Source organism: Mucilaginibacter kameinonensis, assembly GCF_003675385.1.
GTDB lineage: Bacteria > Bacteroidota > Bacteroidia > Sphingobacteriales > Sphingobacteriaceae > Mucilaginibacter > Mucilaginibacter kameinonensis.
Window position 1 is genome coordinate 900,725 of the sequence record NZ_RCWZ01000005.1, and the last position, 26,828, is coordinate 927,552.

17 protein-coding genes are annotated in these 26,828 nt (G+C 43.9%); 3 read left to right on the forward strand and 14 right to left on the reverse strand.

Annotated features, from left to right (window positions below):
• The 3 genes from EAH55_RS26600 (at position 1) to EAH55_RS26610 (ending at position 5,071) form a co-directional block, all read left to right on the forward strand.
• Entirely contained in the window at positions 1-3,285 is a 3,285-nt protein-coding gene (locus EAH55_RS26600) for an efflux RND transporter permease subunit (RefSeq protein ID WP_121812325.1), read from the forward strand.
• A 6-nt stretch (positions 3,286-3,291) separates the two neighbouring features.
• Positions 3,292-3,750: a MarR family winged helix-turn-helix transcriptional regulator gene (locus EAH55_RS26605; RefSeq protein WP_121812326.1), complete on the forward strand. Its 459-nt coding sequence runs from the start codon at positions 3,292-3,294 to the stop codon at positions 3,748-3,750.
• An 817-nt stretch (positions 3,751-4,567) separates the two neighbouring features.
• On the forward strand, positions 4,568-5,071 hold the full coding sequence (locus EAH55_RS26610) for a glycosyl-4,4'-diaponeurosporenoate acyltransferase CrtO family protein (RefSeq protein ID WP_121812327.1): 504 nt from the start codon (positions 4,568-4,570) through the stop codon (positions 5,069-5,071).
• 8 nt (positions 5,072-5,079) lie between these two features.
• Here the strand turns inward: EAH55_RS26610 and EAH55_RS26615 are convergent, their stop codons facing one another.
• The 14 genes from EAH55_RS26615 to EAH55_RS26680 all read right to left on the reverse strand — a co-directional run bounded on the left by EAH55_RS26615 (position 5,080) and on the right by EAH55_RS26680 (position 26,827).
• On the reverse strand, positions 5,080-6,936 hold the full coding sequence (locus EAH55_RS26615) for an outer membrane protein assembly factor BamB family protein (RefSeq protein ID WP_121812328.1): 1,857 nt from the start codon (positions 6,934-6,936) through the stop codon (positions 5,080-5,082).
• Between the two features lie 62 nt (positions 6,937-6,998).
• Positions 6,999-8,711: a RagB/SusD family nutrient uptake outer membrane protein gene (locus tag EAH55_RS26620; protein ID WP_121812329.1), complete on the reverse strand. Its 1,713-nt coding sequence runs from the start codon at positions 8,709-8,711 to the stop codon at positions 6,999-7,001.
• A gap of 18 nt (positions 8,712-8,729) precedes the next feature.
• Positions 8,730-11,996, reverse strand: a complete 3,267-nt coding sequence (locus tag EAH55_RS26625) for a SusC/RagA family TonB-linked outer membrane protein (RefSeq protein ID WP_121812330.1) — start codon at positions 11,994-11,996, stop codon at positions 8,730-8,732.
• An 81-nt stretch (positions 11,997-12,077) separates the two neighbouring features.
• Positions 12,078-13,307, reverse strand: a complete 1,230-nt coding sequence (locus tag EAH55_RS26630; protein ID WP_121812331.1) for an exo-beta-N-acetylmuramidase NamZ family protein — start codon at positions 13,305-13,307, stop codon at positions 12,078-12,080.
• Positions 13,308-13,327: 20 nt separating this feature from the next.
• On the reverse strand, positions 13,328-14,179 hold the full coding sequence (locus tag EAH55_RS26635) for a phosphodiester glycosidase family protein (RefSeq protein ID WP_121812332.1): 852 nt from the start codon (positions 14,177-14,179) through the stop codon (positions 13,328-13,330).
• A gap of 264 nt (positions 14,180-14,443) precedes the next feature.
• Positions 14,444-15,187, reverse strand: a complete 744-nt coding sequence (locus EAH55_RS26640; RefSeq protein ID WP_121812333.1) for a DeoR/GlpR family DNA-binding transcription regulator — start codon at positions 15,185-15,187, stop codon at positions 14,444-14,446.
• A gap of 178 nt (positions 15,188-15,365) precedes the next feature.
• A complete protein-coding gene (locus tag EAH55_RS26645; protein ID WP_121812334.1) occupies positions 15,366-15,887 on the reverse strand; it encodes an N-acetyltransferase in 522 nt (173 codons plus the stop codon).
• 238 nt (positions 15,888-16,125) lie between these two features.
• Positions 16,126-17,097 carry an ROK family protein gene (locus tag EAH55_RS26650; protein WP_121812335.1) on the reverse strand — a complete coding sequence of 324 codons (972 nt, stop codon included), beginning with the start codon at positions 17,095-17,097 and terminating at the stop codon, positions 16,126-16,128.
• 6 nt (positions 17,098-17,103) lie between these two features.
• Entirely contained in the window at positions 17,104-18,579 is a 1,476-nt protein-coding gene (locus EAH55_RS26655) for a family 43 glycosylhydrolase (protein ID WP_121812336.1), read from the reverse strand.
• A gap of 30 nt (positions 18,580-18,609) precedes the next feature.
• The gene (locus EAH55_RS26660; RefSeq protein ID WP_121812337.1) at positions 18,610-19,983 is read right to left on the reverse strand and encodes a sugar porter family MFS transporter; all 1,374 of its coding nucleotides are present in this window, start codon (positions 19,981-19,983) and stop codon (positions 18,610-18,612) included.
• A 12-nt stretch (positions 19,984-19,995) separates the two neighbouring features.
• Entirely contained in the window at positions 19,996-21,711 is a 1,716-nt protein-coding gene (locus tag EAH55_RS26665) for a RagB/SusD family nutrient uptake outer membrane protein (RefSeq protein ID WP_121812338.1), read from the reverse strand.
• Positions 21,712-21,728: 17 nt separating this feature from the next.
• On the reverse strand, positions 21,729-24,806 hold the full coding sequence (locus tag EAH55_RS26670; protein WP_121812339.1) for a SusC/RagA family TonB-linked outer membrane protein: 3,078 nt from the start codon (positions 24,804-24,806) through the stop codon (positions 21,729-21,731).
• 189 nt (positions 24,807-24,995) lie between these two features.
• The gene (locus EAH55_RS26675) at positions 24,996-26,012 is read right to left on the reverse strand and encodes a LacI family DNA-binding transcriptional regulator (RefSeq protein WP_121812340.1); all 1,017 of its coding nucleotides are present in this window, start codon (positions 26,010-26,012) and stop codon (positions 24,996-24,998) included.
• A gap of 122 nt (positions 26,013-26,134) precedes the next feature.
• Positions 26,135-26,827 (reverse strand): dihydrofolate reductase family protein, encoded by a 693-nt coding sequence (locus tag EAH55_RS26680; RefSeq protein ID WP_121812341.1) that lies wholly within the window; start codon positions 26,825-26,827, stop codon positions 26,135-26,137.
• Position 26,828 lies beyond the last annotated feature (1 nt).

Below are 26,828 nucleotides of genomic sequence, written 5' to 3' on the forward strand. Positions count from 1 at the left end.
ATGATTTCAAATACATTTATAAAAAGGCCCGTAACCGCCATCGTGATATCGCTGGTGCTGATGATTGCCGGGGTGATATGCCTGTTTAACCTCGCGGTTGACCAGTACCCCAACATATCGCCACCAAGCGTATCGGTTAACGGGTCATACACCGGTGCCGATGCCCAAACAGTAGAGCAAAATATAGCTACTCCCATTGAGGAACAGGTAAACGGTACGCCCGGCATGGAATACATGACCAGCACCAGTACCAACAGTGGTAGCATGGGCATCAGGGTGACTTTTAAAATAGGCACTAACGTACATATCGCAGCACTTAACGTTCAAAACCGTGTAGGTATTGCCGCCCCCCTGTTACCATCGGTAGTAAGTAAATTAGGGTTAACGGTACGTGCCAGTAATCCCGATCAGTTAATGCTGGTGGCTATTTACTCGCCAAAGCATAGCCATAATATTACCTTTTTAGATAACTATACCAGCACCTTTATCCAGGATGCCATACTGCGCGTACCGGGCGTTGGCGACGTAAGCGCGCGTACAGATAACTTCAGTATGAGGATCTGGATGAACCCGGATAAGATGGCATCCTACGGTTTAACCCCTGCAGAAATAACCGCGGCCTTAAATGCTCAAAACGTGTATGTCGCGGCAGGTTCGGTGGGTGCACCTCCGCAGGATGCTTCGCAAACCTTTGAAACCGGCATTTTAGTAAACGGCATGCTCAATAAAGTGAAAGACTATGAAAACATAGTAGTAAAAAGCATTCCGGGCACCAGTCAGCTGGTACACCTCAAAGATGTAGCCCGGGTTGAATTGGGCAAGTTTACTTTTTCCAGCAATGCCTTTGTTGACGGTAACCGGGCTTCTACCATCCAAATCTACCAATCACCGGGAAGTAATGCTCTGCAAACTGCCGAGAACGTTTATGCCGCATTAGCCAAATTAAAAAAATCCTTCCCCAAGGATGTTGATTTTGTAGTGCCATTTGAATCGGTTACCATTATAAAGGTATCGATGGATGAAGTAGTGGGTACACTGATCAAAGCGCTTATTTTAGTGGCTATTGTTGTATTTCTTTTCCTCCAAAACTGGCGGTCGACCATTATCCCTATTTTGGCCATCCCGGTATCGATACTGGCAACCTTTATCTTCTTTATTCCATTAGGGTTCACCATCAACACCTTAACCATGTTTGGTTTTGTACTGGCTATTGGTATTGTGGTAGATGATGCCATTATTGTGGTGGAAGCCGTACAACACTACATTGATGAAAAGCATATGTCGCCCAAAGAGGCTACCTATCATGCCATGAAGGAGATTTCGGCACCGGTAATTGCTATAGCGCTGATCCTGGCATCGGTGTTTGTACCGGTTGGCTTTATACCCGGTATCGTCGGCCGATTATATCAGCAATTCGCCATTACCATTGCTATTTCTGTGATGCTTTCGGCATTCATTGCTCTATCTTTAACTCCTGCACTTTGTACGCTATTATTAAAACCCACCAAGCCTGTAACGGACAAATCAAACTGGCTCGACAGGTTTTTCAGAGGCTTTAACCGGATGTTTGAACGAATAACTTTCAAATACACCAATCGCGTACACCACAGCATTAAGGGGGCAAGATATATTGTCGTCTTGTTGGTTTGTATCTGTGCGGGTACCTACCTGTTGTTCAAAGTAAAACCATCAGGATTTGTACCTGCAGAGGATGGCGGACGACTTTATGTTACCTACCAATTGCCCGAGGCTTCTTCAACCATCCAATCGGTTAATGTGATGAACAAGCTGATGAAAATTGTGGCTTCAACACCTGGCATTATGCATTATACTGCGATATCAGGCTTTAACATTCTTAATGGCGGCGCAAATTCCAACAATGGTTCCATGTTCTGTATGCTTACCCCCTGGGATGACCGTACTACTCCCGATACCCGTGTACCGGGGCTGATGGACGTTATTAAAAAGAAGATAGCCAAAGCCGGGATCAAAAACGCGAACGTAGTTGTTGCGCAGCCGCCACCCATCAGGGGTATTGGCCAGGCGGCCGGTTTTAGCATGCAGATTGAGCAGGGTAACTCCACCGATGATATTTACACCTTTGAAAAAGTGGTTAAAAAGTTTGTAGCCGCGGCAAAAGCTACCCCGGCAACGGCAGGTGCATACAGCTACTTCTCTGCACATACCCCAAGTTATCAATTAAATGTAGACAGGGAAAAATGCGAAAAGCTGGGCATCAACATCTCAGACGTTTTCTCGACTATGCAGGCTTACATGGGCAGTTTGTTTGTCAACAACTTTACCTTGTATAACCGTACCTATCACGTGGTTGTGCAGGCAGATACTGCCTATCGTGCGCTGATATCCAACATGAATAAATATTATGTGCGAAACTCTGCGGGGCAGATGCTTCCGTTAAGTGCAGTAATCAGCTATAAACCGATAGTAGCTGCCCCGTTGATCAGCCACTTTAATATTTTCCGCTCGGCGGAGGTTGATGGTTCCATTCCACCGGGATATAGTAGCGGACAGGCCATTGAAGCATTGAAGGAATTAGCCGCTAAAACTCTGCCACGAGGTTATACCTATGAGTTTTCGGGGTTGAGCTATGAGGAGTTAAAGGCGGGATCAACCACGGTTTATATCTTCCTTTTCTCCATTATATTCGTATTTCTGTTTTTGGCTGCTTTGTATGAAAGCTGGTCGGTACCTTTTTCGGTAATGCTGGCGGTGCCGATAAGCGCGTTTGGAGCAATCCTGGCGCTTACCATAGTGCCAACCATCACCAACAACGTGTACGCGCAAATAGGCTTGATCACGCTAATAGGTCTCTCGGCCAAAAATGCAATCCTTATTGTAGAATTTGCCAAGATCAGGGTTGACCGTGGCGAAGAACTCATCAAATCAACCCTTGAAGCTGTAAGGCTCAGGTTGCGGCCCATCATCATGACCTCGCTGGCATTTATCCTTGGCGTACTGCCGTTAGTGCTGGCAACGGGAGCAGGCGCCGAATCAAGAAATACAATCGGTGTAACCGTTTTGGGAGGAATGATTGCTTCTTCCACCATTTCCATCTTCATTGTTCCGGTGCTTTTTGTGCTGTTCACCCGCGTTTCCTACGGAAAAAAACAGCTTGACTATTTACAAGCCCACCATGAAGAATTGATGGAAAAAGCCAGGAAAGTAGAAGCTCAGAATATTGACCCCGAACTGGAATATGATATTGCACAAGCGCATGCCGCGCATAATGAGTACAAGGCATCGATAAAACAAAACAATCAATAGCAAATCATGAAGAATACAGAACTGCTATCGCAAAATTTAAGGCTGATCAATCACCTTTATACCAGGAACCTCTCCCGTGAACTGTCATCAATCGATGCAAATCATCATTTTGAGGTACTACTCATGTTAGCCAAACAACAAAAACCGATCACCCAAAATCAATTAGCTGAGTTATTGCATATTGATAAATCGCGGGTTGCTCATATCATTTTTTCGATGGAGGAAAGCAAAATAGTATTGGTAAAAACAAACCCGGCCGACAGGCGGCAACATCTTATCTCGCTGTCTCCTAACGCACTAAAGGTTATTCCTTACATCGAACAAAAAGTTATGGAGATCAACGAGCTGGCAAACACCGGCATCAGTGAAGAAAAGCTGATAGTTTTTACCGAAGTAGCTGAAGCGATGATGCAAAACCTGACGAAGAACAAAACCGGAAAAAACCCTCCAACGAGTGGGCAATAGTTTTTCATTCAATAAGGTAAAGCAATAACAAAGCCGTTCTATGAAAGTAGGATGGCTTTATTATTGATATTAGACCCGATTCTAAATCACATTTTGTCCAAAGAAATGCACCGTTAGGTACTACCTATTTGTAGAAAAACATTTTTAATATTTTTTGTGCAGTAGGTGCTACCCTCACGGAAAGGCTTAGTTAGCCAGGGTAGCCTCTACGAGGCAAAGGGCTATAATTTTCTTTTTCTACAAACAGGTATCCCCTACGGGGAATTAAGGCCAAAGGGTAGATATTTTTGTCCAAAGAAATGCACCGTCAGGTGCTACCTATTTGTAGCAAAACATTTTTAATATTTTTTGCGCCGCAGGTCCTACCTTGATGGAAAGGCTTAGTTAGACAGAGTAGCCTCTACGAAGCAAAGGGTTGTAATTTTCTTTTTCTACAAACAGATATCCTTTACGGCGAATTAAGACAAAAGGGTAGATATTTTTGTCCCAAGAAATGCACCGTCAGGTGCTACCTATTTGTAGCAATACATTTAAAATGCTTTTGCGCCGTAGGTGCTACCCCCACGAAAAGGATTAGTTAGACAGGGTAGCCTCTACGAGGCAAAAGGGTTGCTGTTTTCTTTTTCTACAAACAGGTATCCCCTTCGGAGAATTAAAGCCAAAGGGTATAAATACTTGTCATCATTTTCAAGAAAGGCAAACCCATACATCTCTTTTAATATCCGTAACAACGTTGGTCACAATTCATCAGGTGCACCTTTAATTTTACATTAAAGCTTCAAACTTCGATATTAGTTAGATACAAGCTTGCGATCCCATGAACCAACTCATCAACTTCTTCTGGACAATCCTTGGCTTTGCAGCGGTGGTAGCCTATTGGGTTTCTGCAGGTTTATCTGCCTTGTTCTATTTGTTTTTAATAGCGAGTATTATTCCGGCCATCTTACCTCAAAAAGTAGCTGATCATTTACAATTAAGCAGCAACACCAAATTTTACGAGCGCTTTGGTATCAGGTTTATCCGCAAATTTGTTCAGCATGGCGATTTTGCGAACCGGCTGGAACGTAGAAACGATCCGCAATATCGTGTTATGCGTCAAAGCGCAATCCCGGCAAGTTATCTTAAAACCGTGATGATGTATGAACGCTATCATCTAATGTGTTTCATTTTCTTTCTGCTAACCAGCGTGATAGCAGTGATAAAAGGCTACTATCTTCAATTTCTACTCATCACCATAAGCAACATTTTTTATAACTTCTACCCTATGCTACTGCAACAGTATAACCGGGTCAGAATATTGAAGATCAACAGAGTCAAATAACCAACATGCTATTTTGCACCTTGCAAAGCATCTACCTTTCCATCCGTCGTGCTTACATATACGGTGTTTTTATACGGTAATATCGGGTTAACCAAACAATTGGATACTTTGTACTTCCACAACACATTACCGCTGTTACGATCTACCGCATAAGCAATACCCGAATGTGTTGGCACATAAACCACTCCCGCATCTTCTACAATAGCCGATGGACAAAGCTCATAAGGCAATTGTAAATTGGCAGTCCAGGCAATTTGCATGCTATCGGCCTTCGTCGAAACCCCGAGCAGCTGACCATCCATAATTTTAACGTAAACTAAGGCGCTATCTGCCGAGATGCCCATAGATTCCCGAACCCTTTTGCCATGCATTTTCTCGCGCCACAAAACTTTTCCGGTGGCGGCATCTAAGGAAGTCATATACTGATCGGGCGCTACAATAAACACACGGTTATTAGCAGCTACCGGGTAGCACGCAGCCGGCGAAAACATGCGGTTTGATGAACCGTTGCTCCATTTCCATACCAGTTTACCGGTTGCAAGGTCAAGCGCGTAAAAATCATTTGCCCAGCAGCCAAAGTATATTTTATCCTGGTAAATGAGCGGTTTAGTTACAACAAAACCGTTCACCTGGTCAAAGTCCCACACCAGCTTGCCGGTAACTAAATTAAAAGCCCGAAAATGCCCATCGGAAGCGCCAATGTAAACTGTATTATTTTTAATTGCCGGCGATGCGATAACCGCTTTTTCGGCAGCGTTTTTCCAAACCAATTTACCGGTAGCTGCATTGAGGCAATAAATATATTTATCAGATGAACCTGCCACCACGTAATTATTGGATACACTTGGGGTTGAATATATTTTTCCGCCGGTAGCGTACGCCCAAACACGTTTTCCGGTGGTTCTGTTTAGAGCATATATCAAGCCTTTAGTATCTGTAAGGATGATGTTATTGTTGGCGATAGCCATGCCTGCACCCACATCGCTTTGATCCTGGTAGGCCCACAAAACTTTAACCTTAGTTCCTTTATTAACTTCATATGAAGGGCGATAGTAATGCGCAGTGTCTTTTTCAAAGTGATGATCAAACAGATCAACCGAAGCCCATTGTGGTTTGGTTTCTATACCGGGCTTACGTTCTTCAAAAGAGGCCTTTCCGTTGGTAATGGTTACAATGTTATAGCCGCCAACACTGTCTTTAGCCCTAAGGTTTGATCGCCCCATTACGCCGGGAATCCCATCAAAAGTATAAGTGTGATTATTGTGCCCGTGCCCGCATAATATCATCTGGATATTTTTGGTTTTGAGCTTGTTGATTACCGTGTACCAATTATTCTGCGCCGAATCTTGTGGGTAATGGTTCAGGTAAATGAGCGGCGTTTGCCGGGTAGTACGGTTTAAAACTGAGTCGAGCCATACAATATTTTCCCTTGGCACCTGCCCCGGCCCCATGCGCATGTTTGGCCCTGAGCTGGTGCCCGCGAATAGGTAACCGCCGTAATTAAACGCGAAGGTTTCGGAGCCAAAAACACGACGGAAAGTATTGCTCCCGCTCTCCGACCAGTTGGCATCGTGATTACCCGGAATGATATACCACTTCTTGTTCAGGCTGTCCAGAATTTGCTTAGCCAGTTTAAGTTCATCATCGGCGCCAAACTCGGTTATGTCGCCGGTAATGACTACAAATTTTAATTCATTATTGTTATTGATGTCCTTCACCGTCCGGCGCAGATCTTCGGCCGCGGTTGGGTTGCCAATATTAACATGCGTATCAGATACCAGCGCAAACTTGAATGATTGCGCCCGGCCAATGGCTGCCGTAAATAACAAGACTATTAAAATGAGAGCTATTTTTTGATATTTCATAGGTTCAGTAATTATACAAAACCCTCCCTGCCAGGCAGGAAGGGTTTGAATTTAGATTATGTTTATTGCCAACCGGGGTTCTGTTTCAGATCAACACCCTGATCTTTATAAAGCTTGATCTGATCCAACGGCAGCGGACTTAAATAAACCTTTGGATCATTAAAAATCCTTTGTGTTTCAGCCTTGGTAGCCGGAACTACATAGCCCTCGTCGGCGTTGTTTTGGATAGCCACCGATAAGGTTTTCGGATAGTCGGCCCTTTTTATCCAGGCACCTAAGTTGATATCCGGGTTGCCCTGCGTATCAAGATAGGCATACTTTTTCCATTTCTTAAGGTCATCATTCCTGAAACCTTCCATCATTAGCTCAATACGACGTTCGCGGCGCACTTCCCAAAGTAATGAAGGCACCGATGGATCACGTTTTGGATCATCGTAAACCGCGCCATTCACTGCGGGCTGATCGCCAATTACCTGTAAAGCAGGCATACCAATACCGGTACGTTTACGCAATTTATTGATAGACAGATCCAGATCGGTTTGGGTTAAAGTTCCCAACTCAGCACAAGCTTCGGCATAGTTTATCAACACTTCGCCATAACGGATCACCGGGGCCTGGGTATCATTTAAACTGCTGTTACCATCGGTAAGGTCCTTAATATCTTCATTAAAAAACTTTAATACGGCATAACCAGACGAGGAGTAATTAGATACTACCCCATTTAACCTTACAGTTGGCACAAACGTAGCGCTGATCCTCGGGTCCCTGTCAGTCATGACATCGCCTATACTTTTATCCCCTTTGTATAATGGCGATACTCCAATAGGCAAACCATCCTTGCACAAATAAGCATCTAAAGCGTTTTTAGAAGCACCTGTTTGTGGCTCTTTATTTACGTAGCTTTCCAAACTGTGGGTCAGTAAACCGGTTTGATATTTCCTGTACAGGATGATCTCCGGGTTACCTGTCAAATCAAGTGAGTTAAACAATTTACGATAATCCGGGCCAACAGAATAGCCTCCTTTAGTGATCACCTCGTTGGCGGCCCATTTTGCCGCCGTAAAATACTCATTCGCTTTTGCCTGGTTATTGGCCTGGTATTTTTCCCATGCACCTTCAAACAAAAACACACGCGACATAAAGGCCAGTACCACATACCTGTTCACTATCAATCCCTGCGGACCGGTTCCTGCATCAACCGTACGTACATTGGTAGCAGCGTAGTTAAAATCGGCCAGTACGCTGTCCATCACCGTGGTACGCGGATCGCGCGGGCGATAAAGTTCTTTTGTGTCTGTTTCCAGCAATACTTTACCATACCATGGATAATCGCCAAAAGCCTTCACTTTATTTGCATATTCCAGCGCGCGGAAAAAACGGGCAACACCTGTCCAGTGCTTAATGGCCTCATCGGGCATTTTAACGGTTTGGATACGGTTAATAAACAAATTGGCCCTACGGATATTTGAGAATGACCATCCGCCACCTGTTGCAGGTACATTTTTGGTAAAAGTAGTAGGCGTTGTTGGAGCGAAATCATCGTTCAAGCTTTCGCCAGAGAAATATCCTCCCCAGCTAAGGTCAAAACCTGAAGCGTAGCCAACAAAATAGGTTGGATAAAAACCAAAAGCAAACGTACGAACGTTGCCCTCGCTTGTCCAGTAGGTATCATCAGTAAACTGGTCAAGCGGTGGTTTGGTTAAAAAGTCATCGGCCTTTTTGCATCCTAATGAACCAAGGATCAAGCCTAACATTAAATATTTTATCGTTTTCATAATCTGCTTTCTGAATTTTTAAAATGTTACCTGTAATCCCATTGAATAGGTTTTTCTGTAAGGATAAACACGACCGAAACCAGCGCGGTCATTATCTATCTGGGTTTGTGAAAAGTCGACTTCCGGATCGATTGGGATATTACCTAAATGATCGAAGGTTAGGATGTTTTCACCGCTGAAGAATACGCGTAACCTTTCAATGCCTAAGCGCCTGGTAACGGCTTTATTAAATGAATAACCCAGGTTTAAATTTTTGAGGCGCAGGTAAGCCATATTTAACAAATAGCGGGTTTGAGGCTGATAATCCCACTTATCAACGGCGGCACCATAATCAGTTGGTGTTGGATAGAACGCGTTAGGATTGCTTGGTGTCCAATAATTCATCTGGTACGAATACCATCCCTCAGCCGCCCTGAAACCCGGGAATATCACCGGACCACTGGCCCATAGCTGGCGTTTGCCTACTCCCTGAAAATATACATTCAGGTCAAAACCTTTCCAATCTGCCGATAACCTTAAACCGTATTGATAGCGTGGGGTTGAGTTACCGATGATCTTTTTATCGCCATGGTCGTCAACTGTATTACTACCATAGTAAATAACACCGTCGCCGTTCAGGTCTTTGTATTTAACATCCCCCGGGCCAAAGTAAAATGAGCCGCTTTCAAGTTTGCTCTGTGATGGAACACCCTGCGCGTAGATATAATGCCCGGCAGCGTCTTTACCCGAAAAATCATTCTGGGTAAATAACCTGTCGGTTTCAAAACCCCAGATCTCGCCCAGCTTCATGCCTTTATAATATGATGTATTTAAGCCGGCAATTGGCGCAGGCAATGCAAGGGTTGTATTAGCAAATTTGGTAATGGTTTCCTGGGCATCTGACAGTGTTGCAGTAGCGCTGAAGTGGAAGCCTCCGCTAAATGTATGATTATAATCGATAGCCAACTCCCAGCCTTTACCCTGCAGTTCACCATAATTACGTACCGGAGAAGCGGCTCCGAATGAACTCGGTAGCGTTACACCAGGGCCTATCATGTTGCTGGTAGTCCTGTTATAAACATCAAATATTAAGCCCAGTTCATCGTTCAAAAAGCGTGCATCCAAACCCAGATCGGCGGTGCGGATGGTTTCCCAGGTTAAGCTGGGCGAAAGCGCGGTTGGTGTAGTTAATGTTGTGGCATTGCCCGACGGTAATATCCAGCCAGAGTTTTGGGCAGTGAGTAGCGACCTGAAATTGTTGCTGCCTATCACCTGGCTACCTATTGAACCATATGATGCCCTCACTTTCAGGAATGAAAGAAAACCTTTACTCCAATCCATGTAGTTTTCTTTGCTTAATACGTAGCCTGCCGATGCTGAAGGGAAGAAACCGTATAGCTGATTTACCGGAAAACGCGATGAACCATCTTTTCTTCCGTTAACTTCAAACAGGAATTTATCCTTATAAGCATAATTGATACGCCCGAAAAAACCAAGCGTTGAGTAATGCCCATCTGATGACGTGGCAAATTGATCGCCGGTGGCAAGGTTTACCTCTCCAAAGTTAGGATCAAGCAAGTTTCTTCTTTCTGATGATTGGCTTGTATACTGGTTAAGCTCGATATCCGAACCTAAAATTGCCTTGAACGAGTGGTCGCCAATGCTTTTGTTGTAGGTACCGAATAATTTACCTGTGTTTACGGTATTCCAGTAAGAATAATACCTGGCTTTATTGTACGAGGCGCTTTGGTAACCTGTATAGTTTAACGCCGTACCGTTAAACGACCAAAAATCATAAGCGTTGGTATTACCACCCGTTTGATGCAGATGCTCATTGGTGCCAGTATAGGTATAATCCGCATCAACAGTAAAGCCTGGTAAAATTTTTAAGGTACCGCCAATCGAAACCCTCGACAGGTTGTTTTTATCGTCATCTCTTTTGGCCTGTTGTACTTCGGTTACGGCGCTCCTGAAAGGCAAGCCATTGTAGGTGCCATACGGATAGTTTGCCGGCCAGCGGTACAGGTAATAGTAAGGGCCATACTGACTTGCCGAAAAGATAAACGGCGTTTTAGTGTCCGTACTCGACAAAATTACTTTGGCACGTGCATCAAGCCATTTGGTAGGGCTGGCACCTACCCCAAGCGAAAAATTATAGCGATCAAACTGATCGGGGTTTACTTTTAACACACCGGTTTGGCCAAGGTATCCAAGCCCGAGATTGTAGTTGATCTTTTCGCTGCCGCCGCTGATACCTACATTGTGTGACTGTTGTGGTGTCCAATCTTTCAGATACATTTTACCGGCATCCCATGAGCGATAAAAGTATAATTTACCACCTATGATATCAAAGTCACGTCCCTGAACCATTTCCGGGCTTAAATTCTGATTACCATATTGGGTTTCCCAGTCGCGCATTTTTTGAATGGACGCCTGATCTACAGAGTAACCTATGATACTATATGATGAAGTATTGGGGTTAAAACGCTGCAGCGCTGTTAATGAAGCTTGTGAGTTATCTGCCGCAGAAGCCAATTCCAGCTGCTTTGTAGGCGATGACCAGGCGAAGTTATTGGAGTAAGTGATCCTGTTGGTACCGTTCCGTTTACCAGTTTTTGTAGTAACCAAAATAACACCAAAAGCACCACGGGCACCGTAAATTGAGGATGATGCAGCATCTTTTAGTACCGATATAGATTCGATATCATCAGGATTAATCAATTGAAGGCTTGGGATCTCTACGTTGTCTACCAATATCAGCGGGGCCGCTCCTGCCGCACCGGTGTTTATAGAGCCCACCAGGCCACGCAACCTGATCTTAGGATCTGTTCCCAAATCGCCGGTAGCAGTTGTAATGGTTAAGCCCGGCACAACACCCTGCAGACCACGGGCAACATCGGTAATAGGGCGCGATTGTAAAACCTTGGTATCTACCGTAGCAACGGCGCCTGTTAAGTTGGCCCGTTTTTGTGTTCCGTAGCCTACCACCACCACTTCATTCAGTGATTTGGTATCGGCTCCAAGTTTAACATTGATAGTTGCCGCATCCTTTACGGTTACTTCCTGTGTAGCAAAGCTGATAAAGCTGAATACCAGCACCTGCCCGCCTGAAGCCTGAATGGAGTACGATCCGTTACTGTCGGTAATTACCCCGTTGGGCGTTCCCTTAATTTTAATTGAAACTCCCGGAAACGGTTTTCCGTCATCCGCAGAAGTTACTTTTCCGATTATTGTTTTTTGCTGGGCAAAGGCCTGCACGCAAAAAAACAACAGAACCAGAAGCAGGTTAAGTAGCTTTTTTTTCATGAATTGTTTTGTCTTAGTAGTGTTTGATTTGAAAACTTTGGGGTGCGATTTTTATATAGTTGTTGTTAAGTTTCAATATGATCAGGGATAGAGCAGGTATTGCTTGCGCATTTTCTTAAACTGGTTTAGTTTAGGTTCCCAGCTTTTCCTGATCTCGTCTTCAGTTTTACCGGCTATGATCTGTTCTTTCAGATCTGTTGTGCCGGCCAGCTTATCAAAGTTTCCCATCTGTTTGCTTTGCTTAAAATCAAAAAAGCGGTCTTTGTAAGGATAGGCTTTATACATTTCAATGAGCCAGCTCAGGTTAATTTGTTTGCTTTTGACCAGCTTTTGGGTATCGTAGTTTCTGAGATCGAGGCCAAAACATTCCTGGTTTTCAAACAGCGGTGTTTCGCTCATACCTTTAATACCTATTGGTGTAAATGAAAACTCATACTGTCCTTTTAAATCAGGATTACCTAAAACCGTGAACGGGAAATAAGTCCCTCTGCCCTGACTGATAATGGTACCCTCGAACAGGCACAACGAAGGATATAATAAGATAGATTGCTGGGTATTTAAGTTTGGTGAAGGATGTACCGGAAGCGTATAGGGCATACTATGCTTATAATTGGCTACCGTAATAATTTTCAAACGGCATTTAACACCATCGGCAAGCCAGCCCTCACCGTTAATCATTTGCGCATACTCACCTACTGTCATCCCGTGGGCGATTGGTACCGGGTGAAACCCTATGCCTGATTTTAGTTTCGTATCGAGTACGGGGCCGTCAACCATATAACCGTTCGGATTTGGCCTGTCAAGTATCAGCAGTTCCTTATCATTTTCAGCGCAAGCTTCCATAACACGGTGCAGGGTTGCCAGATAAGTATAATACCTGGCACCTACATCCTGCAGGTCATAGATCATCAGGTCAACTTCACTTAAATCTTTTGGGCTGGGTTTACTGGTTTTACCGTATAGCGATACCACCTGGATACCCGTTTTAGGATCAACGCTGTCATCAACCTTTGCGCCGTTGCTGGCATCCCCCCTGAAGCCATGCTCGGGGCCAAAGATCTTTACAATGTTTACACCAAGCGCTTTCAGGCTGTCAACGCTTGCCTTATCACCAATCTGCGATGAGGGGTTAACCACCATACCTATCCTCTTACCGCTTAAATACGGCAGATATTTTTCGGTTTGATCGGCACCTGTAATGATCGCTTTTTTTGACGCGGGCGGTGATAAATCAGGCGCATAACGGAGCTGCTGCCAACCTGCTATCCAACTGGAAAAGGTCAACATTAAAGCAAGGATTGCTGTTTTCATGTGGTGGTAGAGTTATATTGTTAGTTCCTTTTAACTAATATTACGTTGGCAACTCTCCGCTGCCCTTTATGATCCCACTTACCGTTATCCGACGGATAGTTTACAACGCCCTGGGCTTTTGTCCATAATGTTGTTGATCCTCCGCCGTCAAGGTTTATTCCATCCCGGCAATGCAGCCAGCGAAGTACCTGGCGCAACTCAAACAGGCTCATTCCTGCCGAATTAGCGTCACGGCCATCAACCGTGATCATCAGCACCCTGTTGTTATCCGTTATCGCCATTGCCGATCTCGGGTGACGTGCAACATTAAAACTGTTGGAATCAAGCTTTGCCTGCTTAGCGTTGTGTAACAACAGCGGCCCGGTTAGCATCACATCTTCGCCGTCAAGGTTTTTCTCCCAATCGGTACTGCCATCCCATTCGTCAATGTGCAACGCGCCATTTTTTATTACCAGCGCAGCTTGCTGGTGCCTTGCCCGCGTATTGTTTTTTTCAAGATGATTTTCATTTATAATTTGTCCGCCAGCCCGTATAAAATCAACCGAGCCACCATTTTTCACATCGAAAAAAGTACCGTTGATAGCTGCGATGGCCATACTGCCAGAACCAAAATCGCTGGTTGTTCTTTTTACTTTTGGTTCAAAAGCGATGCTAAGCCTGTTTTTGATTTTGGGTTTAATCTCCAGAACAGAGATAAATTGATTGGATTTAAAAAGCGTTTTCCCCCTAAACCATGCCTGCCTTAAACGAATGCCGGGAGCCAATCGTTTGGTTTCCCACTCTACTCGTTTAAAGTTTACAAAATCTGTTTGTGCGGATACCTCTCCTGCACACAACACAAATAATAGCACGAATACGACTGATAAACGCATACGATGACAGATAAAGGCTTGGATAGATTACCCGCTTAAATAACGCATAAACACGCATACAAATGAGTAACCGTGTCCAAATATAACTAATAAGTAAAGTTAAAATGCAAGTTTTGTGCGCTATTAAATTAAATAACGCACAAAACCGCATTTCAAACCATCATAAAAGTTGCTTTCCCTGTGTATTTTTTCAAAAAAACGCTTATTGTAAAATTCTTGTTAGTAAGATTATGTGGGGTAATTGTACTTTATCGGGAGAGGTGGTTACAGTACAGTAAGTACCTTTGAATAAGATGATAACGCGCTTTCGCCGGGGTTGGCATCGGTTATGAGGTAGTTGATTTCATTTATGCTGCAGACCTTCATTTTTTCGAGCGAACCAAGTTTTTCTGCTATGCTCACAATAGCTGTTTTTGTTGCCGATTTGATCATAGCTTTTTTAACCTGAACAACTTCCCATATGGCATCGGTAATGCCGTTTTCCATCGATATGGCATTTGTTCCTAAAAAACACAGATCAGCATTGATATCCGCAAGCTGATTAACAACCATCGAGCCTGTAACAATGTAGGAGTCGTGCAGTAATGTTCCGCCTAACAATACAACCTCACATTCCGAATACTCGATAAGCTCCATGGCCACCACCGGACTAACAACAAAAAATGTGCACCTCAAATCTTTGGGTATCATCCGCACCATTTCAATAATAGTTGTGCCCCCGCCTAAAAGTACTACCATGCCATCACTAATAAGTGTTAAGGCTTTTTTGGCAATTTGCCTTTTGGCTTCCTGTGCATAGGTTTCCCTTACCCCCGTACTGTGCGAAAATGATTTAGACATAGCGCCTCCGTAAACCTTTTTGATTTGTGAATTACTGGCAAGCTCATTCAAATCACGCCTGATAGTATCTTCTGATACATTTAGCTTTGCGCATAAATCTGATGATAATACCTTGTTGTGCAGGTTCAACTGCTTCATGATAAAGTTCTGTCTTTCTTCTTTTAACATGGTTAAGTGACTGTTGGTTTTTAAGGATCAATATATTGTAATTATATTAAATTGTTATGAATAAAAATATTCACCTTAAAAGACAGCGAACTTACAGGCACGTTACAACAAAATTCAACCAGGTTTAAAACACAGATGATAATCTTAAGCATTCTCGATATAAAATATGGAGGCTACATCAAATTTTCTCTTTAACGAGATAAACAGGCGGGAGCGGAAGTTCTTGTGGAGCAATGATGTCCGTACTTCGTTTAAATCCATAGCTTTCGAAGAAATCCAAGTAGGGACTATTTTCATATTCACTTATCCAAACCGCTTGCTGAGCAGTTGATATGGCAAGGCATTTTTCGAATAATGCTTTCCGGATTAAAGGGTCGCTATGTTTCTCCAATACCCCAAAATCCGCTATGCGGGCTAAAGTTTTGCCCTCAAAAATAGTGGGACGGGTACCTTTTGATGTTACTTTGGCATAACCGGCTGGCTCGTCGTTCACATAAACAATCAAATATTGATTAGATAAGCTATTCAGTTCTTTCAACAGTTCGCTCTCATTGAAGTTTCTGTTGATATAAACCTGAAGCCCCTGATCATCAATCTTCCCGGCAAACTTTTCTTTGGCTATGGCTGTACTGATAAACAACAGCGCGTCAAATCCCTCCTTATTTCCAATAGTGAATTTTGTTACTATTTTATCCGACATTTCAATTTCCAATTTGATTATCTGTTATAAAATTATGAACAGATCAAATCTATCAGTTACCCAATACTGCTTACGGTATTTTTTAGCGTATTTATGGCACTTTTAATTGGATGGATCGGGCGATTGAAGTAAGATTAAAAATATGAACCCGGCTGCCGTCGCCTGGCGGGTTTACCGGATTCATCAAATACATTAACCAATTAATATAATTATAAAGAACGAAGCGAATTGTGACAGGTTATAAACCCTTACTGATCAGCGCCAATGACAGCGCGGCAATGTCACCAATATTTTCGGACAGGCCCGCCGGAACAATCCTGCAAGCACTTACAGAGTCTTTGTAAGCCTCCCTGTTGATCACCTCAAGCATAACCGGTTCAAGAAGCTTGTGGGCACGCCCGTAAATGCTGCCCAGGATGATCATCTCCGGGTTCAGAATATCTATCAATAAAGCAAGTCCGCGACCAAGATACTCCGCGCAGATTTTATATACTTCTATCGCTACAGGATCACCATTGAAAGCGGCATCGGCAATTGATTTGGCTGTAATGCCTGGCAGATCGTCGATACTTTTACAAAAGCTTACCGGCTCGCCTACCTGCAGCTTTTCCCGGGCTTTGATCTGCCCTAACTGGGCTATACCACCGCCGCTGCAATAGCCCTCAAACGAGCCTGCCTTACCAAAACCAACCGGCCCCATATCCGCAAGGCGCATATGCCCTACCTCACCGGCCAGATCAGATGGCCCGGAATACAACCGTCCGTCAAGAATAAAACCTGCCCCCATGCCGGTTCCGAAGGTTAAAAAGATAAGATTATCTATGCCTTTGCCTGCCCCGTACTTCCACTCGGCAACCGCGCAGGCGTTGGCATCATTTTGCAGCAATGTTTTTATCCCAAACCTTTCTTCGGTCATCTTTACAATAGGTACTTCATCCCAGCCAATCAAATTAGGCGGCGAAAGAATCAGGCCTTTTTTACTGCTTAAAGGGCCACCGCAACTTATACCAATCCCTTCCAGTTGCTCCTTCTGCACACTGTGTTGTGATAATAACTCTTCCGCTGTAGTAAACAGCAGTTCAATCATTTCATAAACCGGCTTATTTGTAAGCATTGCCTGTTTGCCCACAATATCGATCTCGCCATCGGCAGCAACTTTACCTAATATTACCGCGCATTTTGTGCCTCCAATGTCAAATCCTAACAGCATATATTTTTAATTTTCTTTAAGTGGGCTTACCGTGATCGATTTAAAATTCACTTTACCATGCTTAGCGTAAAACCAGGCAAAACTGCCGTTCTGCTCATAAGTACGGTTAACAATAGTACGTTTGTGGTTAACATCAACATCTATGATACCGTCTTTCATCACAATATCTAATTTAAATGGTTTATCCAGACCATCAACGCCCTCTATCACGGTATTGCCTAACCTTACTGTTTTACTACTTGCCGAAAAATTAAGCCTGTAACCGCCGGTTGCCCCTTCGCCTGAGCGCAGGTAAAGTCCGAATTCCTCATTAGCTCCGGTTGGCTCAACCTCTAAAGTGATGCGGGAATTAAGTGGTACGCCTTCAATATGAGCGGTTCCAACACCGCCCGGCGAATTAATAGCTACACCATTATTACCAATTGTTGAAGCCTGCAAATCCGTTGCGATTTTCACATTTAGCGCATCGCCGGTTTCAGGGATCATTTCCTGCGGAAAGCTGGTATCCAGTGTGCCATCTGCTTCCTGGAACACTTCCCGGAACAAGGAATTACCGCCAAAAATTTCATGGTTATCATCCTTACTTTCAGACCTGTTTGGCACCCAGGCTGCCGCTATTCTTCTACCGTTTTTAAACTCAGCCGTTTTAACCACATTTGACCAATCTTCGTTCAGCGCCTGGTAGCGTGGAGCTTCCCATGGGCCGTAAGGATTTTTTGATTTTACGTATGATGTGTTACTGCCATCGCTATAAACCAGGTAATACCAACCTTTCCAAAAGAAATAGTCAGGACATTCGGGAGTAGATGGTTGCCCGGTTAGGATTGGCTCATGCACCGTCCAGTTTTTCAGGTCTTTTGATGAGAGGTGAACCAAAGCGCCACCATTGTTTTTCATTACGGGATTTTCCTGCCAACTGGAAACAAACAAATGAAACTCGCCGGTTTTCTCATCTACAAAAACCTTAGGGTCCCGGAAGTCCCGCTTACTATAGCCCGGTGCCGATGTGTAAAAAGGGTTAGGCTTTTGCTTTTCAAAGTTTACACCATCATTACTGATGGCGTAACTCAACTGCTCGTTCACTTTACCATCGTTAAGCAAACGGGTAGCATAAAACGCATAATATTTCCCTTTGTGGTACACAACCGATCCCGTACAGATGGATTTTTCCCAGGGTTCATCAATTTTAAGCACTAACGGAAATTGCTCCCAGTGTTTCAAATCGGTTGATTTGCTCAGGGCCCATTGGTGCCCGCCCAGCCCGTTCAGGCTTTTATGATGTGCCGAATCCAGCAACCAGTAGTAATAGTAGGTTCCATCTTTCGAAAAAGGAATGCAATCGCCCACAAAAAGGTTCCCTTTAGGTTTAAAGTATTGCATACTTTTTGTCGACTGGACGGTTGGATCATACTTGACGCCCAATTGGGCTTTAGCCATAAATGCCATGACAGATAGTAAGCAGGCAAGTGTTATTTTTTTCATATAGTGTTAGATAAGTAATATGTAAATAGATCAGATATCTTTTGGCGCATCGCCGTTGCGCCAATGGTTTTCAATAGCTTCCAGCGATTTTCCTTTAGTTTCGGGGATGTAATAATATCCCCACACCGCGCCAATAACGCAGATAATGGCGTAACTCCAGAAAGTATAATCGATACCCAGGTTATTAACCAGTTTAAGGAAAGTAAAGGCTATGATAGCGTTAAAACCCCAGTGTGCCAGCGAGCCAATGCTCATACCCACACCGCGTACACTAAGCGGGAATACTTCAGAAATAAGGAGCCAACCCAGTGGAGCAAGACTGATAGCTATAAAAATAATGTAGCAAACAATGCTTAAAACCGCGAATACCGGCAGGCTTGAGCCAAGCGCCTCTTTGAAATGAAAGCAGGCACCTAATAAAGCCAGTGACGGGATCATACCCCAAATACCAATGAAATACAATTTGCGCCGACCCACTTTATCAAGCAGGAATACAGAGAGCAGACAGGCTAATACATTTACCCCGCCTATGATGATAGCAGGAACGATACTGGCCGTATTGCTCACTATCCCAGCTATTTTAAAGATGATTGGCGAATAATAGATAATAGTATTAACCCCCGAAAACTGTTGAAAAAAGAAAATGCCCACGGTGATAATCAACGGCGCGCGGAGCCATGGTTTCAGGATTTCAGCAGATGAAACTTTGTGCTTTGCCGATATAGCGATCTCTTCCTGCAAACCGGCCAGGGTGCTTTCAACCATATCAGGATCTTCCAGTTTCAGGATGATCTTCTTCCCTTCCTCCCAGCGATTTTTGCTGATGAGCCAACGCGGGGTTTCGGGTAAAAAGAACATGCCTAAAAGCAGAATAGCCGCCGGTACAAAGCCAACCAGGAACATCCAGCGCCAGCTTTCATTGTTGGTATCGTTTGATAACCAGTAATCGGTAATGTACGAAAGCAGGATCCCTAAGGTGATCATCAATTGATTTAATGTCACCAGCGCTCCCCTAACCCTTGCAGGCGATATCTCTGAAATATACATTGGTACCACGTATGAGGTGATACCAATGGCAAAACCAATTATAACGCGCATGATCATCAACATAGTTACATTAGCCGCGTAAGCGCATCCCAGGGCACCAACAGTGAAAATGACCGCGTTAATGATGATCATTTTTTTGCGGCCGATGATATCGGATAGTTTTCCGCTGGTTAAAGCGCCTACCACCGCGCCTACAAGCACCGTGGTGGTGATCCATTCAATACTGGCATCACTAAGCTGCCAATACTGTTTCAGAAATGGTAATGCCCCGGAAATAACGCCGGTATCAAAGCCGAATAAAAGGCCACCGGTAGCTGCAATAACTGCGATGAGCAGCACATTAGGTTTTAACTTCATATTTGTTTGTTTTTAGAATCCAGGGTTTTGTTTGTACAAGCCCTTGCTATAATTGATCTGGTTGAGCGGAATAGGCAAATACTCGTCGCGCCCCTTCGTAAATTTAGCAGTTTTCAGGTAAGTACGCTTGGTTGACTCACTTGCAAAATAACTATTCAGGTAAGTATCGGCAATACCCCATCTAACCAAATCAAAGAAACGGTTACCTTCCATGGCAAACTCCAACCTGCGCTCACGACGTAACGCCTGACGCGCGTAATCCTGTGTCCAGATACAGTTTACACCGGGTTGATAAACGCTTACTTTATAGTTAGAAATAAAACTGCCATCGGCCTGTTTTAACCTCGCTGTACTATTGCCTCCCCGTTGCCTTACCATGTTGATGAGCGGCAACGCTTCATTTGGCCTGTTCAGTTCTATAAGTGCTTCTGCTTTCCATAGCAGTACATCGGCAAAACGGATCAGTTCCCAGTTTTTTGAGCTTGACATAAACGGCGGAATCTTTTGAAATGATGGGTCGTTAGCCGCGGCATCATCCTTCATACTGGTAAAAAAACCGTAAATAGCAGGTGCACGTGCCCAGGAAGTTTGGTAAACAAAAGTAGGCACATACTTAAACGGGTGACCGGGAATACCCACCGTATGATCCAGCCTTGGGTCGAAAGTCTGGTTCAAAAAATCCGCTACCTTGGTAGCGTCCGTGTTATTATAACCGCTGAATAGTGGTAAACCATTTGCATCCGTTTTAAAATTGTTCACCAAATCTTGGCTGGGGATATGTTGCCAGCAGCAACCATACTCCGGGTTCATTGGATAGGTAAGTGAATGCCCCATATCAATACGGCCAAACTGCGTACCATCGTTTTTTGAATACTGAATGGCAAATACCGATTCCGGTCCGTTTTCAGTTGCTTCTAAAAAGTTATCACCAAAATCAGGCGCTAAGGCGTAGCCGCTAAAGTTGATCACACTATCGCAGAGGCTTACCACCTGGTTCAGCTTGGCCTGGTCGATACCGGTCATGTTGTGGTTATCATCCTGTTTGTAAGCCTGGTAAAGCAGGGTTTTGGCCAGATAGGCTAAGGCAGTGTATTTGTTAGGCCTGCCCGCATCTGCCTGTTTAGCAGGCAAAACATTGGCGGCGCTCCTGAAGTCGGCGGCTATCTTATCCCATAGCTGATCGCTTGACAGTGTCGTATTCGAAATCTTGATATAATCTGATGTCGGTACATTTTCATCTATGTAGGGCACCAGGTTCCACAATATTTTCGCCATAAAATAATAGTTACCCCTCAAAAACTTCATCTCGCCCTGCCTGCTTGTTTTTAGTGGAAAGTCGGCTCCGGCAACATTATCCAAACGCAATAAGGCGTTATTTGCGCGGGCAATGTTATTGTATATCTGCGCCCACATCTGGTCGGTAAGGCCATTGGTATTTTGGTTGGTTACAAAGGTTTCATAATCGTTCCATTCGCTGTTATCGCCAACGCCATCGCCACCTTTGTAGGCATCGCCGCTGCGCATACTGCCCCAAGGCCATAAGCTGTTGGAAGTGTGCAGGTTTTCGTTGCCTAAAGATGCATAAGCGGCAACAACCATTTTTTCGATGTTCACCGGCGTGTTCAGCTGATCGCTGGCTATAACGCCCTGCGGCTGCTCATCAAGCGCCTTTTTACAGGAAACCAACGTTCCTATCAGGCAGATTATCAGTAATAAATATTTTTTCATCTCATTAAAATTTAGGGTTAAAATGACAGGTCGAGGCCAATGGATGTAATTGTTGGGATTGGATAAGCGCCCGACGGATTTTCAGGATCGGTAGCTGTAAAGGATTTACTTTTCACCGTAAACAGATTATTTGCCTGTATATAAATCCTGGCCCGCTGTACTTTAATCTTGCGTAGGGCATCTTTAAGGTTATAACCTATCTGCGCGTTACGCAGCTTAATGTATGAGCCGTTCTCCAGATAATAGGTTGATGTTCTGGCCTCATTATTCCTATCAACCAAAGTCAGCGCAGGGATAGTTGAGCCGGTATTTGTTGGCGACCACGCATTTAATGTTCTGGTGCCCCAGTTGGTGCCCGGCCATATCGAAGTAAAGTCTGTATAATTTTTGTAAGAGTTGTAAACTTTTATGCCTTGTACTCCCTGAAAAAACAGCGCCAGATCAAAGTTTTTGTAGGCCAGGTTTATATTCAAGCCATAGGTAAAATTGGGATTACCGTTAGATATGTAATCCATGTCCTTATTATCAATTACACCATCGCCATTCAGGTCTTTATACCTGATCCTGCCGATACCCTTGCCTGGTTGCGCGGCCGAATTGGTTACTTGATCCTGCGAGGTAAATAGGCCATCGGCAACATAGCCGTAAATTGAATTAATAGAATGGCCTATGATAGTTTGCGTTGTACCATTGCCCGGATAGGCAGTAATTACTTCAGAAGGGATATAGGTAACCTTGTTCCTGAACGTTGCGATATTACCACTCACGGTGAAATTCAGGTCTTTGTTAATTTGCCCATCATAGGTAAGCAAAGCTTCGATACCTTTATTTTGCATAGATGCGCCATTAAAGGTAGTTGTACCGCCCTCGCCAATAACTGCCAGATAACCTGGGGTAATAAGGATATCAGAAGTTTTCTTGATGAAATAATCAACCGAGCCGGAAAGCTTTTGGTTAAACAATCCAAAGTCGATACCGAAGTTCGATTCCCTGGTGCCCTCCCATTTCAGGGAATTATTACCTTCCTGAATTTTGACGAAGCCTGAAGGAAGTGTACCCGTACCGGCTCCGGTTATATCATAGGCAGTTCCCCTGTCTGCAGTAAAAGTAGGATCTGTACCGTAGATAGCCGCATATAAAGAGTTGGTAGCATAGTTACTTATGGTTTGATTACCGGTACGTCCGTAGCCATAACGCAGTTTTAAGTCAGAAATAGCAGGGATCTGTTTGATAAAATCCTCCTGGCTCAGCCTCCAGGCAACGGTTGCCGAAGGGAATGTTCCATACCGGTTATTGGCACCGAACCTTGAAGAACCGTCACGGCGGACAGTAACCGACGCCAGGTATTTATTATCAAAAGTATAGTTCACCTTGCCGAAGAACGACAACAGAGAATAAGCACCGCCATTGCCGCCATTCAGGATATTTGACGAACCTGCATCAAGATAAGCGTAGTTAATATCTTCTAACGCGTAGCCCTGCCTGCTGCCAAAAAAGTTCTGGTTCATGTAGTGGATAGATTCCTGGCCAGCCAGCACATTGATCTGGTGTTTTTTCAGGTTAAGATCATAAGTCAAAGTGTTTTGCCAGATGAGGTTACCGTCAAAATTTTGCGAGTTAGCAACAAGATTAGAAGGATCGACCAAAAAACCTGAAATATATGATTTGCGCAAGGTGCGTTCATAAAGGCCGTCATAATCAACCCCGTAGGTGGTTTTCAAATGCAAACCAGGAATAACGGTCAAATCTGCAAACACATTGCCGGTAATGCGACCAAAATAACTTTGGTTCTGCTTGTTATCCATGATTAAACGTACCGGGTTCTGGCGGTCGGTCATGCCGGCAGCGGGGCCGCCCCATCCGCCGGTAACGGTATAAACCGGTACAATTGGATTTTGAACCAGCGCGGTAAATAACACGCTGTTTACGTCGATAAGCCTGTCGTTAATAAAAGAAACATTGAAGTTCTCACCTATTTTTAAGCGACCATTAAAGAAATTGTAATCAGTATTTAACCGGATAGTGGCCTTACGGGTGTGGGTTTCTTTAACTATACCTTTGTTATCATAATAACCAACTGAAAGAAAGCTGTTCCCTTTTTCGCCGCCGTTGCTAACGGAGACATTGTAATTTTGCAACAAGGAAGTTTGACCTATCTCGTCAAACCACCTCGTATCGGCAGGTTTCATGGTTTTGGCGCCGTCGATAAACTCAGGCAGGATTATTTTATTTAACACCGGGTTATTAAAATCCTTGTTCCAGTCAAACTGGTAGATCTGGTTATTATTAGGATCGGTACCATCATTAACCGATGCCTTAAAATAAGCCTCGCCGTGCTGTTGGGTATTCAATACTTTAAGCTTTGAATTGTAGTACTGCAATGATGATGAAGCGTTTACATCAATGCGACTGATCCCTTTTTTACCTCGTTTTGTGGTTACGATGATAACACCATTAGCCGCTCTCGAACCGTAAATAGTTGCCGATGAAGCGTCTTTCAATACCTGTAACGATTCAATATCCGCCTGGTTGATCTCCTCCAACCCACGTGTGGTCGGCACGCCATCGATAACATATAATGGATCGTTGTTATTCAGTGTACCGATACCACGGATGCGGACGGTCGCGCCACCTTCGGGCGAACCGTTGGTGGTAATGTACACGCCGGGTACCCTGCCCTGTAAGGCTTTGGTGGCATTACCTTGCGGAATATCCTTAATGTCGGTCATTTTCACTACGGATACCGCGCCTGTCAAATCGGCCTTTTTCTGGCTTTGATAACCGGTTACAACTACTTCGTCAAGGTTGCCCGACTGATATTCAAGGGCTATAAGCACCGGTTCGTTAGCCGCTTTAACGGTGTAGGTAAACGTTTGCATCCCTACAAAAGAGAAAGTGATATTACCGTTTACGGTGGCGTTAAGGCTAAATTTTCCGTTAACATCGGTAATGGTACTTGCTATGGCCGATTTTACGGTAACGCCGGCAAGCGGTGTCCCCCGCTCTTTTTCGGTCACCGTGCCTGTTACTACTTTTTGCTGACCGTACAGGGCCACGTAACAGAGCATGAACATGATTATTAAAATTTTTTTCATAATTCGTTTGGTTTTAATGTTGGTTTGATAAGCTCTTTTTGAAAGTTTTAATCAAGGAGAATTGCACTTTAATCGATTAAAGTAATGGATTTTAAAATGGTTCATATAATTGTACTGTTTAATTTTAAAATTGATTATCTGGTTTAAACTTTACTTTAATCGATTAAAGTAACGGACTAAAAAAAAATTCTATGTTTCACGGCATGATTTTCCCGGGACAAACCCCGCCTGGAATGTCAGCTTCTTCTTTATCTTTTGGTTATTGATCAGGTTTACCAAAGTCTTTACCGCGGCCTCCCCCATTTCTTCCAATGGTTGCCTTCCGTGTGTAACCGGGCAGTAAAACAAATCAAACGCGTCCGATTCGTCAAAACTTAATACGGAGATATCTTCGGGCACCTTTACTCCCAGCGCGTTTAACCGCTTTAAAGCTTCGATAGTTAAACGATCTGTTGCCAGAAAAATGGCGTCAGGCTTATTGCCAGAATTTAATAATGGTTTAAGAACTGGTTCTATTTCCTTTGATAAATCGTCGCCCTTAACATGGATCAACCATTCGGGGTGGCTTTCAAGGTGATGGTCTTTCAGCGCATCTAAATACCCCCTATCACGCTCCTGCAAATGGAACATGTTTGTTTTTAGATTGATAAAGCTTATCCTTTTATGGCCAGCAGCCACAAGATAGCTTACAGCCTCATACGAGGCCTTATAATTATCTAATGCAATGTAGTTTGTATCTATCTCAGGGAAATAACGGTCAATCAGCACAAATGGGATCCCTGAATTTTGCAGATGCAGGATTTGTTCCTGCGAGTCTTCACCCGGCACAAGGATAAGGCCATCTACCTGCCGGTTTACCAGCACATTGGTTAACTCTGTAAATTTATCCCGGTTTTCGTTCGTACTGCCAAAAATCACTGTAAAGTTGAGGCGTTTGGCTTCGGCTTCTATCGCCCGGGTAATTCCGGTACTAAAGCGGTAATTGATATCGGCTACAACTAAACCAATGGTATGGGTTTTCCGAATCCGCAGACTTTTAGCTACCTGGTTGGGTTGGTAGTTTAATTCAATAGCGGCTAATTTGATCTTCTCTGCGTTTTCCTTGCTTACCTGCTTTTCCTCAGCTTGCCCGTTAAGCACGTACGAAACCAGCGCGGTGGAAACACCAACGTGTTGCGCAATATCTTTTAGGACAACTTTTTTCACTGTGTTGAAAGGCTACGGATTTCGGTTAAATTGGAATATGAAAACAAATCTAACGCTTTAAACGATTAAAGCAAATAAATCTGCAAATTTTATCCAAAATTAGATACCAGATCAAAACCTGTTCATTTAGCCTTCCTTATCTTGTAGTTTAGCCAGAGCACACCGCCGGGCAGTTCTTTTACCTTTTTCAACTTCATTTCGGTAACGGCCCCGGTTTCAAATACACTGGTAGCAGTTGTTCCATCAGCCAGTGGCAAAAGCAGCAAACTTAATTCATCAACTAAGCCTGCTTTCATCATCGCCCCATTTAAATTACCGCCACCTTCCAGCATTATTGTTTTTATTGGGAACAGGGTTGCTATCTTATTTAAAGCCACTGTAAGATCAACGTCCTTGTCGCCCGCGAAAACATATGATATTCCCCGGTCACGCAAATAATCAACATAGCCTTGTGAAACCTGTGTGGTGAGCACTTCAATAAGATGGTCGCCGTCGATGTTGTTTTCTTTCCACGCTAATTTACCTTTAGCATCTATCGCTATAGCAAACGATTTGGCTTTAGCATCAGCTACAAAGTCGGTAGTTTCATTTGTTTGCTCACCATCGTGAGTGTACAGGCCATCTGCAAAATCGCGCTCCATGGTTACCCTACCGCACATCCAGGCCTGGCTGTCATATTTTTTATGAACCTTTTCGTACAAGCCAGCCGAACTTTTACCTGTTTTAGTATCAGCCCAGTTTTTAGTTAAGATTTTGCCATCAACCGAACTCATCATGTGGCAAATAACGTAAGGTAATTTTGATTTCGGAGGCATG